This window comes from Actinomadura sp. NPDC049753, from assembly GCF_040674655.1.
In the GTDB taxonomy this organism is placed as follows: Bacteria; Actinomycetota; Actinomycetes; order Streptosporangiales; family Streptosporangiaceae; genus Spirillospora; species Spirillospora verrucosospora.
On record NZ_JBFARL010000201.1, the window covers coordinates 1 to 13,662 of the forward strand.

Consider the following 13,662-nt stretch of genomic DNA (forward strand, 5'->3'; position numbering starts at 1 on the left):
CGGTTCCGCGGGCGCGTCCCGCAGGCAGCGCAGGAACGCCGGGAGCTGCACCGCCACCATGAGGAAGCTGCCGCAGGCGACCCCGACCGCCGCGCCGGGCGCCAGGTCGGCTTCTTCCGCGCGAAGAACGCGCGGGCGGCGAGGCCGACCGCCATCTGCCCCCACAGGCCGAGCGCGTACACGCGCAGGATGGCCGCGGTGCTCGCGGTGTCGGCGGACGTGAACTCGCCGTGCTCGAACAGGACCCCGATGACGACCGGCGCGAACGCGACCAGGAACGCGGTCGCGGCCAGCACCATCGCGCTCGCGACGGCGAGGTCCTGCCGGATGCGGCGGGCGACCTGCGCGGTGTCGCCGTCCGCCGACGCGCGGGCGAGCCTCGGGAACGTCACCGTCACGATCAGCAGCGACAGCACCATCGGCACCTGCGCGACCTTCTGCGCGTAGTTCAGATGCGAGATCGACCCGGCGGCCAGCCCGGCCCCGAGGAACCGCTCCACGAACACCTGCGACTGCCGCGTCACCGTGTAGACGACGATGGGGGCGATGGCCGCCAGGCCGAGCCGCACGTCCACGCTCCCGGACGGCGCCGCGTCCGGTTCCGCGGGCGCGTCCCGCAGGCAGCGCAGGAACGCCGGGAGCTGCACCGCCACCATGAGGAAGCTGCCGCAGGCGACCCCGACCGCCGCGCTGGTGATGCCGGCGACGCCGGACAGGCCCGCGATCAGCGCGAGGATGCCGACGTTGTAGGCGAGGTAGATGGCGGCCGGCGGCCCGAACCGGTGGTGGGCGCGCAGCGTCGCGCTCATGAAGCCCGCGACGCCGAACGTCACGACGGTGACCGCGGTCAGCCGGACGCACTGGACCGCCGGGCCCTGCTCGGTGAGGCCGGGCGCGAGGACATCCACCACGGCGGGCGCCGCGACCGCGAGCGCCCCGGTGACCACCGACAGGCCGAGCACCATGCGCGGCAGGGCCGTGCCGACGAGTGGGCGCACGCCGTCCCCGCGCGCGAGGAGCCGCGTGACGACGGGGACCATGAGCAGCGCCATGGCGTCCTCGATCAGCAGCGGCGAGACGGTCTCGGGGATCGTCCAGGCGACGAGGAACGCGTCCGTGCTGCCGCTGGCGCCGAACAGGTCCGCCATGACGAGGTCGCGCAGGAACCCCAGCCCGGTGCCCACCGCGATGAGCACCCCCGACACCATCGCGGCCCGTCCCACGGAGCTGCCGGGCAGACCCCCGCTGCGCTCGGTCACGGCGCCCTCCCGGAAGGGGACGTCATGACCGGGGAGGCGCCGGCCGCCCCGAACGCGCGTGCCGCCGTGAGGCCGAGGATGACGCCGACGAGCGCGCACGTGGGCCCGCCCAGGTCCGCGTACAGGAAGTTGATCAGCAGGAAGGCCACGAGCGCGACGCTCGCCAGCCAGAACGGATCGCGGGCGTCCCGGCGCCTCCACAGCCCGGCGGTGATCGCGGCGAGCATCGCGGCGAACCCCGCGAGGCCCACCGCCCCCTGCTCGGACAGGAACAGCAGGTACTCGTTGTGCGGAGACAGCAGCGGCTGCCGCACGTAGCCGTTGACGGGGTCGGCGGTCTCGCTGCCCGACGACAGCTCGATCGTGGCGTAGGTGTCGCGGTAGGCCGGGAAGTTCTTCACCCCGACGCCGGTGACCGGGTGGTCCTCCCAGATCCGGACGGCGGCCGCCCACAGGTTGTAGCGGTCGCCCACGGACTGGTCCGGGTCGCTGACCGAGCCCACCGTCGACTTCGCGCGCTCGACGACGGCCTGCGACCCGCCGCCCGCGGCGCCGAGCAGGACGAGCATCAGCGCGCCGCAGCAGGTCAGCACCTTGACGGCCGTCCACCGGTCGAACAGCACCAGGGTCAGCACGGCGGCGGCGCCGAGCGCGATCCACGTCCCGCGGCTGAGCGCGAGCGCCAGCGCCGCGCCCATGACGGCGATCCCGGCGAGCGCGGACGGGACGGCGGCGGCGCCGTGCCGGGGCGCCGTCAGCGCGAACGCGGTCAGCACGAGGAACGCGAACCCGACGACGACCGACATGGCCATCACGTCGAGGGAGCCGAACGTCCCGACCGCGCGGATGTTCTGGCCGCCCATCGACGCGCCGTTCCCGGTGGCCGCCTGCCAGATCCCGTACACCGCCTCCGTGAGGCCGAGGCCGAGCACCGCCCAGCAGACGGTGGCGAGGTCGCGCCGGTCCCGGACGAGCACGACCACGGCGAGCGGCACCAGCACGAAGACCTGGAGGTCGCGGACGAACCCGGCGAGGCTGGTCCCGATGTCGGCCGAGTGCACGGTGCTGATCCCGAGCGCCGCGACCAGCGGCCCGAACGCGGGCAGCGCCCGGCGCGGCAGCCGCGCCCGGCCCGTGGCCAGCATCCCGGCCGCGACCAGCACGAGCACGGCGCTGGCGACGTCCCCGGCGGTGACCTGCGTGCCGGCCCCGGGCGCCTGCGCGCCGGGCGGGATCCCGGCGCACGCCACGGTCGCCGCGACGAGCAGGCTCGGCCGCCTCGGCAGCGGCCTCGCCAGGAGCGGAGCGGCGGCGTACGCCGTCATGCGGGGTCCCGGAAGAGCATCGCCCGCGCCGTCAGCAGCAGGATCTTCAGGTCGCCGGTGAACGACCAGTGGTCGATGTAGTGGTTGTCGAGCCTCGCCCGCAGCTCGATGGACGTGTCGCCCCGGAATCCGTGGACCTGCGCCCAGCCCGTCATCCCCGCCGGGACGCGGTGCCGCGCCGCGTAGCCGGGGCAGGTCCGGGAGAACTGCTCCACGAAGTGCGGCCGCTCCGGACGCGGACCGACGAGGCTCATGTCGCCGCGGATGACGTTCCACAGCTGCGGGAGCTCGTCCAGGGACGTGGCGCGCAGGAACCGGCCGATCCGCCCCATCCGCTCGTCGTCCTTGACGGTCCAGCGGGTGTCGGCCTCCCGCTCGTCCGCGGGCTTCAGCGTCCGGAACTTCAGCAGGACGAACTCCTCGCCGCCGAGCCCGATCCGCCGCTGCCGGAACAGCACGCCGGGACCGCCCTCGGCCCGGACGGCGGCCGCGCACGCCGCGAGCAGCGGCAGCGCGAGCAGGAGGACCAGGACCGCCACGACGACGTCGAGCACCCGCTTGGCGCGGCGGGCCGCCGGGGCGCGCAGCCCCCACTCGATCCGCGCGCACGGCAGCCCGGCGAGGTACTCGCGCCGCCCCGGCACCACCGGGACGACGTCCGAGGGCGGTTGGACGAGCAGCGTCTCGCAGGGCAGCGCGAACGACGTCCGCAGCACCGCGTCCAGCCGGTCGGGCCGCACGTCCTCGGCGACGACGACCAGCGTCTCGATCCCGTGCGCCTCGACGAGGGCGGGCAGGTCGGAGGTCTCTCCGAGGACGGGCGCCGCACCCAGGGGCCCCTCCGGATCCCCCGCGGACACCTGCCCCACCACCGCGAGTCCGAGGTCGGCGCGCTCGCGCAGGACGTCGAGCACGTGGGCGGAGGTCCCGCCCGTCCCGACGACCAGCGCGGACCGGGCCCGGGAGCGCCGGGTCCGGTACGTCCGGACCACCGTGTTCACGCACGCGCGCGCGCCGAGCTGGACCGTCCCGCAGAGGGCCGCCGTCCACAGCCCGGCCGAGGCGTCCGCCCGCAGCAGCGCTGCGATCCCGCAGACGAGCAGCGTGCGGAGAAGGAGCGGCGGCGCGTCGGCGAGCAGGGACGGGGCGCGGCGCGCCCGGTACAGCCCGCCCGCGCCGTTGAGCGCGACGACCGTCAACGCGGCGAGGCCCGGCAGGACGCCGCCCCCGGTGAGGGACACGGCGACGGCCGTCGCCCCGCCGTCCAGGACGGCGAGGCTCACCGGGCACAGCCCGGCGAGCATCCGCGTCCTTCGCGGAGCGACCGGCCGGCCACCCGCCGAAAGCAGTTCCGGAGGGGCCGCGCCGGAGTCGACGGAGAAACTCAGCCCCTGGGCTCTCATCGCGCGTCCCCTTCACAGACAAGCACCTTGCGGGGGCCGTCGCTGGCGGCCGGTGATCAGCATCGCACCTGGTCAGAGCACAAATCGCCGCTTTTAACCGGGGCCGCCGCAGTCTTGAAGAGAAGATCGACGGGACGGTCCGCGCGGCCGCGCGCCGGGCCGTGGCCCCAGAAAGATCATGCGAAGTGGCCACCGCATGCGAACCTCTGCGAGACCATGGACGTCTATAGGTGAGTCGGACGCCGAGACCGGCCGTCCCGCCTCCGGGCGGGCCGGAATAAAGGCCGTTCCGCAACCGATCTTGTTGCCGGTCCCGCATCGCGCGGGATCCGGCGGGCTGTTGAGGGAGAACGGTGCGAGGTAAGGCGTTGGTGATGGCGCTCGTCCTGGGCCTGGCGACCGCGTGCGGTGGAAGCAGCGGCGGCGACGGCGGCGGCGGGACGACCACGAAGGGCGACGACGGCGCCCCCCAGGTGACGATCACTCCGGCGGACGGCAGCGGCAAGGCGCGCCCCGACCAGGGCGTCACCGTGATCGCCGCGGGCGGGAAGCTCGGCGACGTCAAGGTGAGACTGAAGGGCGCCGACGTCCCCGGCACCCTGTCCGCCGACAAGACCAAGTGGCGCTCGACGTGGACGCTCCAGCCCGGCGGCAGCTACCAGGTGTCGGCCACGGCGACGTCCGACAAGGGCAAGTCCACCACCGCGACGAGCGCGTTCCGCACGACCCGCTCGACCGCGGCCACCCGCGTCAACAACGTCGTGCCCAGCCAGAACGAGACGGTCGGCACCGGCATGCCGGTCTTCGTCCAGTTCAACAAGGCCGTCCCGGAGAAGGCCAAGCCCGCCATCGAGCGCGCCATCGAGATCTCCTCGACCACGCCCACCGAGGGCGCCTGGCGCTGGCTGAGCGCGGGCGAGTCCTTCAACGGGCTGCCCTCGGTCGTCTTCCGCCCGAAGCACCCGTGGAAGCCGAACCAGACCGTCACCGTCAAGGTCCACTTCGCGGGCCTGAAGATCGGCGACAACGTCTTCGGCGACCGCGACACGGTCCGCACCTTCAAGATCGGTGACTCCCACGTCATCAACATCAGCGCCACGACGCACCGCGCCGTCGTGAAGAAGAACGGCCGCACCGTCCGCACCTGGGGCGTGAGCCTCGGCAGCGGCGGCGACGTCCAGGGCGACGGCGTCGACCACCTGCTCACCACCAGCGGCGTCCACCTGACCATGGACCACGTCCGCCTGGAGCGCATGCGCCCGCCCGGCAAGAAGAAGGGCGACCCCGGCTGGTACGACGAGAAGGTCCCGTGGGCGACCCGCATCTCCAACAGCGGCGAGTACATCCACCAGAACATGGACGACCCGACCTGCCTCGGCCGGCGCAACTGCAGCCACGGCTGCGTCCGCTCGCCCGCGAACGACGCCCAGTGGTTCTTCCACTGGTCCTACCGGGGCGACCTCGTCACCATCACCGGCACCAAGCGCAGCCTCCAGTGGACGAACGGCTGGGGCTACTGGCAGCTCCCCTTCTCCAAGTGGACCAGCGGCAGCGCCCTCGGCAAGCCCATCACCACATCCCACGCCTGACCCGTCCCGGCCACTACCCTTCGTGACCAACAGGTCGCGGAGGGAGTGGCCCGGGTGGCAACGAGAATCATCCTTCACATCGGCGTGCAGAAGTCGGGCACGACGTTTCTGCAGCAAGTGCTGCAGGCGAACGCCGACGCGCTCGTCAAGGCGGGCGTCCGCTACCCCGTCAGCCCTGACTGGGCCCGGGGCAAGCGGACGGTCGCCAACCACGAATGGGCGAGCTACGGCCTGCTCGGTGCGGAGTTCCCCTGGGTGTCGCACGACCGCGCCTCCGAGGAGGCGGCCTCCTGGCAGACCCTGCTGGACGACGTGAAGTCGAGGCCCGGCACGGTGCTCCTGTCGGCCGAGGCCCTGTCCGTCATCCGGACATCCGCGATCCACCGCCTTTTCGACGCGCTGGGCGCCGACGACATCGAGGTCGTGATCACGGCCCGCAGCCTGGGCTCGGCCCTCCCCTCCCTCTGGCAGCAGCACATCCGCAACGGCCGCACGGTGAGCTTCGAGACCTACCTGACCGGTCTCGCCGCCGAGCGCGAGAAGGGCCGGGACCACATCGAGACGGACCGGTCGGCTCACCTGTGGCGTGCGTTCGACCTGGGTGGCCTGGCTCGACGCTGGTCGGACGCGGGCGCCGCCCGCCTCAGCATCATCACCACCCCGGGCACGCCCCCGCACCTCCTCTGGCAGCGCTTCGCCGAAGCGATCGGCCTCCCCGCCTTCGCCGAACCGCCCACCATGCCCGCCGACCGCGCCCACACCGGCCTGACGGCTCCGGAGACGCTGATCCTGGCGTCCATGAACGCGGCCATCCGCCAGACGTCCTGGAGCGGCCAGAAAGCCGACTGGATCCGCCAGGCCGTCACGGCCCGCTTCCAGGCCCGCCCGCAGCGCGGCAACAAGATCGTCACCCCGCCCGAATGGCGGGAACGGCTGGCGGAGTGGAGCGAGGAGGACCTGGTCGCCCTCCAAGCCACGCCGGCGCAAATAGTCGGCGACATCGAAGACCTGCGCTACGCCCCGTCCGCGGAGGCGACACCCCCGCCGACCCCCGAGGAGATAGCCCGAGCCGGCGCCGAAGCAGCCCTGGCCCTGGCGGCGGTGGCCCTCCAGGAAACCCTGATCCAACGCAACATCCGCCGCCTGCGCCACCGCCTCACCACGTAGGCGGGAACAGCCGCCCTTTCAGAACGGAATCGACCCGTTCCCCGGCAGCCTTGGCGTCCCCGCAGGGGAAGAGGACCCGCCCGCGCTGGACGTCCTGGTAAACCCACGCACCGCCGACGGCCCGCGCCCTCACGACCACTCCCACGTCTTCCGCGACCCCACTCGCGTACACCCACAGCAGCGGCGTGGGGAACTCGCGCCCGTACAGCTTCACGCACCGCCACCCGAGCGCCCCGACCGCAAGCGCCAACAGATCCAGATGCCGGACGGCTTTCTGCCGCCTCCTCCACCGCGTCAGCACGAGACCCTCGCCCACACCCACTTCCCGGGAACAGCCTCGGCCACCCCGCACTCCGACGCCAGCGCCTGCACAAGCGACAACCCCCACCCGCCCGTCCCGTCGTCGTACCCGTCATCCAGCGCCCGAGCGTCCGGCCCGAAATCCCCAGGTCCCATAGGAGGCCGCGTCACAGGCTTCTCCTCAGCCGGATCCCACACCGCCACCAGAACGCCCAGCACCTCCCGCACGCACCTGACCCGGATCTCCCGCTCCCCCGCGGCCCGAACGGCATTGGTGACGAGCTCCGCGACGATCAGCAGAACGCTTTCGGCCACCCTCTCCAGCCCCCATTCCGAGAGCCGCAACCCGACCACCGTCCGCACCATCCCCGGCACCGTCCGGTCAGCCAGACAAGAAATGTCCACCTCGCCCGCATCCACGGCTTCTAACGCCATTTCCGCCCCCCTCCTTTCTCTGGCTTGTCGAGACAACAGTGGGATCGGCGAGTTACTTTGGCCACGCTTTCGCTCGCACCGAAAACAAAAGATCTACAGAAGGACCAGCGATGGAAAGCCACGACTCTCTCGACCCACGATCATCCCTCTGGGACCTCGTAGCCGTTCAGCTGCGACTTCTTCGCCTGAACCATGGTTGGACGTGCCAGCAGGTAGGAGAGGTGGCGAACGCCTCTCGGTCGCATGTTTCAAACTGGGAGGCGGGCCGCCGACGGCCTAACCAGGCCAACCTCGCTCCGCTGGACGAGGCATGGGGCACGGCAGGGTTACTGACGTCCCTCGCCGAACACGCCAAGGACGGCCATGACCGCCCACGCGTAGGCGCTTTCCTGCAGTACGAGCGCGACGCCACGTCCATCAGGAACTACACATCCGACGTGATACCAGGGCTTCTGCAGACGGAGGGTTACGCCCGCTTCCTGTTCCAACGCGGTGGAGTGGTGGACGATGTCGAACGCGCCGTGAGCGACCGCATGGAACGACAGAGACCTCTCTATGGAGCCAACCCACCGAACCTCTGGGTGATACTTGCTCAACCGGTCTTGTGGTGGCAGGTCGGCGAGGGATCCGGCCTGATGCGCGACCAAATCGACCATCTACTACAAGTAACGCAGCTAGATCACGTGAGCCTGCGGGTGTACCCGGTCTCCGCTGGCTGGCCCGGCGTCAGCGGATCACTCGTGCTCATGTCGACACGGCACACCGAGGTCGCATATCTGGAGTCCGGCCGGATGGGAAGAGTGATCGACCGTCCATCCGAAATACACGATCTCAACGTAAGCTATGACCGGATTGGAGCGCTTGCGCTCCCGGAGGACCAGTCACGGACGCTGATCAAGCACATGCTAGGGCTGATGAAATGATCACATGGCGCAAGTCCACTCACAGCGACGAGACCGGCGGTCACTGTGTCGAGTTGGCCGCGCTCCCCCACGCGGTCGGCGTCCGCGACAGCAAAGCCCCCGACGCAGGCCACCTCTCCCTCACCCGCCGCGCTTTCGCCGACCTCCTCGACCGCGCCAAGCGAGACTCTCTGCCGCGTTGACCTCAGGCTCCCTGCCACAGACTGAACGCCCTCTGGCGCGGACGCCTACGGGGGTCCCCGTGCCACGGTGACGTGGCCACTGGCGCCCGCCGGTCCCCCGGGTACCCGACGCCCACGATCAAGACACACCCCCTGAGCTATAGGCTGATCTGCGCAAACTTCGCCTTTCAGGATTGATCGGGGTGACCGGACCGCGATGCCGACTCACGAGTGGACCATGGCCGATGATGAGTACGGCTCGCGTCCGCGCCCCCGGCGGAAGACCTTCTTGATCCTGGCCTTGGGCGTGCCGGGGCTCCTCGGACTGCTCGCCGCGCTCTACTCGACCGGTGCGCTGGATGGGAACACCCCGTCCCTCGGACCGAAGAACTACAGCGCCCATGTCGAATGCCAGGTGAACTCGGCCGGATCGCAGGGCACGGTAACGGTCAGCGGCACGATCACAGGCGACGCGACGCGCTACTCGGTCACCGTCGAGGTTCTGGACACGGCCTCTCACCAGCGGATCGGCTCTCAGACCTTCGAGGTTCGCGGCACGAACACCTTCGAAGGGACCACCGCGGCGCAAGCGCCGATCGGGCCCGCCGGCATCGAATGCAAGATCACCAAGGTCGCCTGAGACGCCCTTGTGGCGTGGCGGGCGTCGCACGGCACCGGCGGCCGGGAACAGAGTCCCCGGCCTCCCGTGGGTGTCGGTTCTCCGGCCCTACTTCTGCGAAGCATCACCGGAGGGCTCGGGGTTCTGCCCCTGCGGGGCCGCTGTTCCGGCGGCGCTGACGGTACCGGCGCGGCCGGCGATGTGGTCGGCGAGGATGCCGCCCTACGGGATGATCCTGCTCCTGCCGAGCCGCCGCGCGACCTCACGGACGGGCGGGGGGACCTGCGTCGCCGACCCCTTGCCCTGGTGTCCGTCCGCCAGGGTGAGGCCGAACCGGCAATCGGTCCCTCGTCCAGGCGGATCCCGGCTCTGCGGTGGCCTTCGACGTCGCCGGGCGGCAGCGAGAGGCTGAACTCCAGCAGCCCCACGATCCTCCCCGGCACCTGTTCCTCCAGTACCAGCCGGATCTTGCCGTAGCGCGCGATGGCCGCGCACAGCTCCCGGGCGGCGGCCAGGTAGTAGCCGTCGACCGTCCTGAAGCTGGGGCTCCCGGTGGACAGCCCGCGAGGGTCGCGCCGGGAGTCGGGGTTCTGGTCCTGGGTGCTCAGGCGGCTGTAGCCGATGCGCTGCCCCATCTGGTTCTCCTTCGGCCGGGCGCCGCGCCGGGCGGCACGAGGACCGCCCGGCGCGGCACTGGTCTTACTCGTCCTCCTGCTCGCCGCGAGCCTCCATGCCGCGCATGGACGCCTGAGCGGCTTGCAGGGCGCGCGTGGCTCGACACGGTCTTGACCGGCTCTCTCTCAACGGGGGTGCTCTGCTTCGTGCAGTCCGTAAACGAAAGGGTTGACCCAACATGTGCGACACGACCTGCTGCCGCCGCGTGGCCACCGTCCAGTTCATCTTCCCGGGCGGTGTGGGGATCACGCACGGCGAGCACACTGTCCACTCCATCAAAGACATCGTCGGCGCAGATGCGCAGGCGATCGAAGAGCATGCGCTTGCCCAAGCGCGTGCCCTCTCCGGCCCCGACAAGGAGCTGCGGGTGGTGCGCGACTACGCGGTCGACCTCTCCGTCGGCGATCTCTTCCTCAGCCACGAGGTGAAGGTCAAGGTCGTCGGCCCGCGAGTCGAAGCCAAAGTCACCGTGAGCGGCAACACCGACGTCACCATCACTCTGGTCAGCGTCCCGGGTGGCTCGGGGAACGCGGGCGAACGTGACAGCCGCTGTTTCAGCACTGGGCCTGTCTGGGGCCGCAGCAAGCGGGCGATCCGGCGCGAGGGGCTCGCCCGGGCGCATCGCGCCTTCGGCCCGGACGTGAAGCTGCGGATCGCGCGCGGCTGCACCTACAAGCCCGCCGCCGACGGCGGCTACTACACCGTCGGCATGAAGGTCATGATCGTCGGCTGACGCCGGGAGAACAAAGAACGCTCTGCCCACGGCAGCCAAGCAGGGTGGGGCGGCGAACGACACCGCGGCCGTGGCAGCCGGGACCGGTCTCCAGACCCCCCGGCGGCCACGGCCGCTCTCGATGTACGAGCACGCGATTCCGGGGGCCGGTCCGAGCCGGGCTGCAGAGCGAGGGGCCGGGACCCGGGCCAAGCCGGAGATGCAGCCATTGCCGTCGAGGGCCGTTGCCGGGTCGGGCTGTCAGCGGTAGGCCCTGGGAGCCTCCGGCCCGCGGCCGCGCGGCCGCGCTGCCGGCGACTCGCCCACCAGCGGCGACGCCATTGACACCCGGTGGCAGAGACACACGACCCGTTGTCGATACCGAGCGCAAGGACCACGAGACGGCCCTCCACCTGGTTGAGCATGCGGTCATGGCCCGCACTGTCAGACCCAGGCGCCCCGTACATCAGGCAGGGCGCAACACAAACAGGGAAGGGAGCTTCACGACGTGATCACTCAGCAGACGGTCGCCAACCACCTCACCATCGGCAATGGCACTGTCACCGTCGGGAAGGTCATCAAACCCGGTTACGTCGAGGTCCACGGCGGCACCGTCACCATCGAGAAGGTCATCGACACCGATGCCGCGCTTCGCGGCGGCATCGTCACCGTCGAGGAGGTCCTCGAGGACGGCATCGTCGATGTCTACGACGGAACCGTCACCTTCAAGAAGGTCAACGCTGGCGCCATCGTCGAGGTCCACGGTGGCACCGTCACCTTCGAGGAGGTCATCACAGGCCGCTGCGATGCTGCCGACCACAACGACGCCGAGGACGGTGTCACCGGCTACGTCTTGGTTCTCGGTGGAACCGTCACCTTCAAGAAGGCCATCGACACCTTTGGCGGCGTCAGTGTCGGCGGTGGCACCGTCACCGTCGAGGAGGTCATCAACAAACCCGGTCGCGTCGAGGTCGACGGCGGAGCCGTCACCATCGAGAGGGACATCGACGCCCGTGCCGCGCTTCGCGGCGGCATCGTCACCATCGAGGAGATCCTCGACGGTGACGTCGATGTCTACGACGGAACCGTCACCTTCACGAAGGTCCACGCAGGCGGCAGCGTCGCGGTCCACGGTGGCACCGTCACCTTCGAGGAGGTCATCACAGGCCGCTGCGATGCTGCCGACCACAACGACGCCGAGGACGGTGTCACCGGCTACGTCTCGGTTCTCGGTGGAACCGTCACCTTCAAGAAGGCCATCGACACCTTTGGCGGCGTCCGTGTCGACGGCGACCCCATCACCAGGGCGAGCTGAATCCTCGTCGGCTACCGATGCGGCCGGCCGACTGCAGTGCAGGCCCGCGCGCCAGAACACGAAGCGGGGAGGGACCGACCTGTCTCTCCCCGCGAACGACGCGGCCCCCGCACCACACACGGTGACGGGGGCCGATCTACGTCCGAGACGCCTCAGCCGACGAGCAGGGCCACGGGGAGGATCGGAACGGTGGTCAGCGGTAGAGCGCCGTCAGGCGGCCCACAACGCGTGTCGAGAACGCCATCGTTAGTCGGACACCTTACGCACGCCTCGGCGTTCGCACTCGGGCACCCAGCTAGGTGCCCGAGACACATTCGGCCTATCAGGACCGGAGCTGGTGGGGCGCTGGCCTCGGGGGCGGCACGGACGCGCTGGCCTGGACCGGCAACGAGGCTGGCGGGACGCTCTCATGGCGTGCTGACCAGTCGCATGCGCCGGGAGCCGGTCCTTGAATGAGGAATCGGCCCTCGTACACGCGGTACGAGGGCCGTTGTGGGGGGCGGTGCCAGTGGAGGACTCCGCCGGGATGGTGGTGCTCAGGCCGCGACCTGCCGCTCACGACGGAGGTGGTCGGTGGGTCAGCTTCCGAAGATGCGGAGCGCGATGAGGAGGCCGACGACCCCGCAGCCCGTCTTCAGGATGAAGGTGAGGTACAGCGGGATGCACTGGCCGACGGAGAATCCCCCGTCGCTTTGGACACCAGCGCAGTAGTAGGCGAACAGGCTGGCGCAACCGGCGACGATGACCCCGGTGAAGGCACCGACGGCGACAGCGAAGAAGCCGCCGAAGGCCAGCCCCGCAAGGAGGGCACCGAACAGCGCGCCGAGCGGGATGTGCGGCCCGTAGAGCCTGAGTGCAGGCGTCATGAGGGTGTCTCCTTTGAACGGGTGCTCGTGTTCGGAACACGGCACCGGTTTGAGTTTTCGCGCGCTCGTGGTTGTCCACGGGCGCCGGGTGAGACCGTGCTCGGCAGGTACTCCTCGGCAACCCGCCGGTGCCGCGAGAAGGCGGCGAAGCCCCGCTACGGCCATGGCTCAGTGTCGGTCCAGGCTCCGCCCCACACCCGCATCACCGGCCTGGACCTGGGCTGTCCCGCGTCCAGCTGCCCGGTCACCATCGCACCCGACGGCAAGTCCGCCACCGGTGCCATGAACCTCACCCCGCGAAAGTTCCTCATCGCCCACAAGATCGAGGTGGTCGCCGACGCCAACGCGCCGTTGGCAGGCGGCCAGTTCAGCGGCACCTACACCCGCGACGGCGAGACCCAGCCCCTCACCGTGAACATAAAGCCCGGCGTCCAAGGCATCGTGGCGGCCTACCTCAGAAACACCAATCTCCAGGGCGGCGGCATCCGCGTCATCTCCGTCGACCCCGGCAGCAAGGCCCAGGCGTCGGGCCTGCAACCAGGCGACCTCATCACCGACATCGCGGGAACTCCGACCCCGACCATCAACGACCTGGACGCGTTCCTGCTCGGCAGCAAGCGAGCCGGCGCCACCTATCCGGTGACCGTCAAGCGCGGCGGCACCACCGTCACCCTGCAACTCACCCTGGACACCGGAAGACTCTGGCCAAGGCCCTCCGTCTGGGGGTCCGTGCCATACCGAAGTAGCGAGGTCGGCGTCCTTCTCGCCGACCTCGCTACTTCTTGCAGCTGACCTCCGCTGGCGTGGGCGGATGCCTTAGAAACGATGGCGGTCTCAGTGGATCAATGCATCGACCTGTCCGCAAAGGTCAGCGTAAACCTCGTCGGGTGTTCGGTAGCCGTGGATCCTGCGT

Annotated in this window: 14 protein-coding genes; 8 read left to right on the plus strand and 6 right to left on the minus strand. The window is 70.4% G+C overall.

The genetic code is table 11. The annotated features are described in order from the left end of the window. From AB0K37_RS34055 to AB0K37_RS34065, 3 genes are all read right to left on the minus strand, one after another. Positions 1-1,259, minus strand: a 1,259-nt coding sequence (locus AB0K37_RS34055) for a lipid II flippase MurJ (RefSeq protein WP_363988005.1), incomplete at its 3' end; no start/stop codon positions are given. Further along, on the minus strand, positions 1,256-2,584 hold the full coding sequence (locus AB0K37_RS34060; RefSeq protein ID WP_363988007.1) for an O-antigen ligase family protein: 1,329 nt from the start codon (positions 2,582-2,584) through the stop codon (positions 1,256-1,258). The genes AB0K37_RS34060 and AB0K37_RS34055, both read right to left, overlap by 4 nt. Continuing rightward, positions 2,581-3,888: an exopolysaccharide biosynthesis polyprenyl glycosylphosphotransferase gene (locus AB0K37_RS34065; protein WP_363988008.1), complete on the minus strand. Its 1,308-nt coding sequence runs from the start codon at positions 3,886-3,888 to the stop codon at positions 2,581-2,583. Before AB0K37_RS34065 ends, AB0K37_RS34060 begins: the two co-directional genes overlap by 4 nt. Before the next feature lie 473 nt (positions 3,889-4,361). Here AB0K37_RS34065 and AB0K37_RS34070 point away from each other — a divergent pair, with 473 nt between their 5' ends. After that, the gene (locus AB0K37_RS34070; RefSeq protein WP_363988010.1) at positions 4,362-5,576 is read left to right on the plus strand and encodes an Ig-like domain-containing protein; all 1,215 of its coding nucleotides are present in this window, start codon (positions 4,362-4,364) and stop codon (positions 5,574-5,576) included. A 54-nt stretch (positions 5,577-5,630) separates the two neighbouring features. After that, a complete protein-coding gene (locus AB0K37_RS34075) occupies positions 5,631-6,743 on the plus strand; it encodes a hypothetical protein (protein ID WP_363988012.1) in 1,113 nt (370 codons plus the stop codon). Here AB0K37_RS34075 and AB0K37_RS34080 read toward each other — a convergent pair. Both AB0K37_RS34080 and AB0K37_RS34085 read right to left on the minus strand, forming a co-directional pair. Next, complete coding sequence (locus AB0K37_RS34080) at positions 6,733-7,059, minus strand: hypothetical protein (RefSeq protein ID WP_363988013.1); 327 nt, start codon at positions 7,057-7,059, stop codon at positions 6,733-6,735. The genes AB0K37_RS34075 and AB0K37_RS34080 overlap by 11 nt on opposite strands. Continuing rightward, positions 7,038-7,409, minus strand: a complete 372-nt coding sequence (locus tag AB0K37_RS34085) for an ATP-binding protein (RefSeq protein ID WP_363988015.1) — start codon at positions 7,407-7,409, stop codon at positions 7,038-7,040. The genes AB0K37_RS34080 and AB0K37_RS34085 overlap by 22 nt, the downstream gene beginning before the upstream one ends. Positions 7,410-7,588: 179 nt before the next feature. Between AB0K37_RS34085 and AB0K37_RS34090 the strand changes: the two genes are divergently transcribed. The 5 genes from AB0K37_RS34090 to AB0K37_RS34110 all read left to right on the plus strand — a co-directional run bounded on the left by AB0K37_RS34090 (position 7,589) and on the right by AB0K37_RS34110 (position 11,883). Then, on the plus strand, positions 7,589-8,401 hold the full coding sequence (locus AB0K37_RS34090; protein ID WP_363988016.1) for a helix-turn-helix transcriptional regulator: 813 nt from the start codon (positions 7,589-7,591) through the stop codon (positions 8,399-8,401). Further along, positions 8,398-8,583 (plus strand): DUF397 domain-containing protein, encoded by a 186-nt coding sequence (locus AB0K37_RS34095; protein WP_363988018.1) that lies wholly within the window; start codon positions 8,398-8,400, stop codon positions 8,581-8,583. The genes AB0K37_RS34090 and AB0K37_RS34095 overlap by 4 nt, the downstream gene beginning before the upstream one ends. Positions 8,584-8,800: 217 nt before the next feature. Next, on the plus strand, positions 8,801-9,202 hold the full coding sequence (locus AB0K37_RS34100) for a hypothetical protein (RefSeq protein ID WP_363988020.1): 402 nt from the start codon (positions 8,801-8,803) through the stop codon (positions 9,200-9,202). An 832-nt stretch (positions 9,203-10,034) separates the two neighbouring features. Beyond that, positions 10,035-10,589: a hypothetical protein gene (locus AB0K37_RS34105; RefSeq protein WP_363988021.1), complete on the plus strand. Its 555-nt coding sequence runs from the start codon at positions 10,035-10,037 to the stop codon at positions 10,587-10,589. 487 nt (positions 10,590-11,076) lie between these two features. Next, a complete protein-coding gene (locus AB0K37_RS34110) occupies positions 11,077-11,883 on the plus strand; it encodes a hypothetical protein (RefSeq protein ID WP_363988023.1) in 807 nt (268 codons plus the stop codon). 578 nt (positions 11,884-12,461) lie between these two features. On the opposite strand, the gene AB0K37_RS34115 is transcribed toward AB0K37_RS34110, so the two are convergent. After that, the gene (locus AB0K37_RS34115) at positions 12,462-12,749 is read right to left on the minus strand and encodes a hypothetical protein (protein ID WP_363988024.1); all 288 of its coding nucleotides are present in this window, start codon (positions 12,747-12,749) and stop codon (positions 12,462-12,464) included. A 282-nt stretch (positions 12,750-13,031) separates the two neighbouring features. Here AB0K37_RS34115 and AB0K37_RS34120 point away from each other — a divergent pair, with 282 nt between their 5' ends. Then, positions 13,032-13,541: a PDZ domain-containing protein gene (locus tag AB0K37_RS34120; protein ID WP_363988026.1), complete on the plus strand. Its 510-nt coding sequence runs from the start codon at positions 13,032-13,034 to the stop codon at positions 13,539-13,541. Positions 13,542-13,662: the final 121 nt, after the last annotated feature.

What these genes read in the sequence shown, in the direction of transcription:
- AB0K37_RS34060 (WP_363988007.1), bottom strand. Translation starts at nt 2,584, where the DNA reads ATGACGGCGTACGCCGCCGCTCCGCTCCTGGCGAGGCCGCTGCCGAGG.
- AB0K37_RS34065 (WP_363988008.1), bottom strand. Translation starts at nt 3,888, where the DNA reads ATGCTCGCCGGGCTGTGCCCGGTGAGCCTCGCCGTCCTGGACGGCGGG.
- AB0K37_RS34070 (WP_363988010.1), top strand. Translation starts at nt 4,362, where the DNA reads ATGGCGCTCGTCCTGGGCCTGGCGACCGCGTGCGGTGGAAGCAGCGGC.
- AB0K37_RS34085 (WP_363988015.1), bottom strand. Translation starts at nt 7,409, where the DNA reads ATGGTGCGGACGGTGGTCGGGTTGCGGCTCTCGGAATGGGGGCTGGAG.
- AB0K37_RS34090 (WP_363988016.1), top strand. Translation starts at nt 7,589, where the DNA reads ATGGAAAGCCACGACTCTCTCGACCCACGATCATCCCTCTGGGACCTC.
- AB0K37_RS34095 (WP_363988018.1), top strand. Translation starts at nt 8,398, where the DNA reads ATGATCACATGGCGCAAGTCCACTCACAGCGACGAGACCGGCGGTCAC.
- AB0K37_RS34100 (WP_363988020.1), top strand. Translation starts at nt 8,801, where the DNA reads ATGGCCGATGATGAGTACGGCTCGCGTCCGCGCCCCCGGCGGAAGACC.
- AB0K37_RS34105 (WP_363988021.1), top strand. Translation starts at nt 10,035, where the DNA reads ATGTGCGACACGACCTGCTGCCGCCGCGTGGCCACCGTCCAGTTCATC.
- AB0K37_RS34115 (WP_363988024.1), bottom strand. Translation starts at nt 12,749, where the DNA reads ATGACGCCTGCACTCAGGCTCTACGGGCCGCACATCCCGCTCGGCGCG.
- AB0K37_RS34120 (WP_363988026.1), top strand. Translation starts at nt 13,032, where the DNA reads ATGAACCTCACCCCGCGAAAGTTCCTCATCGCCCACAAGATCGAGGTG.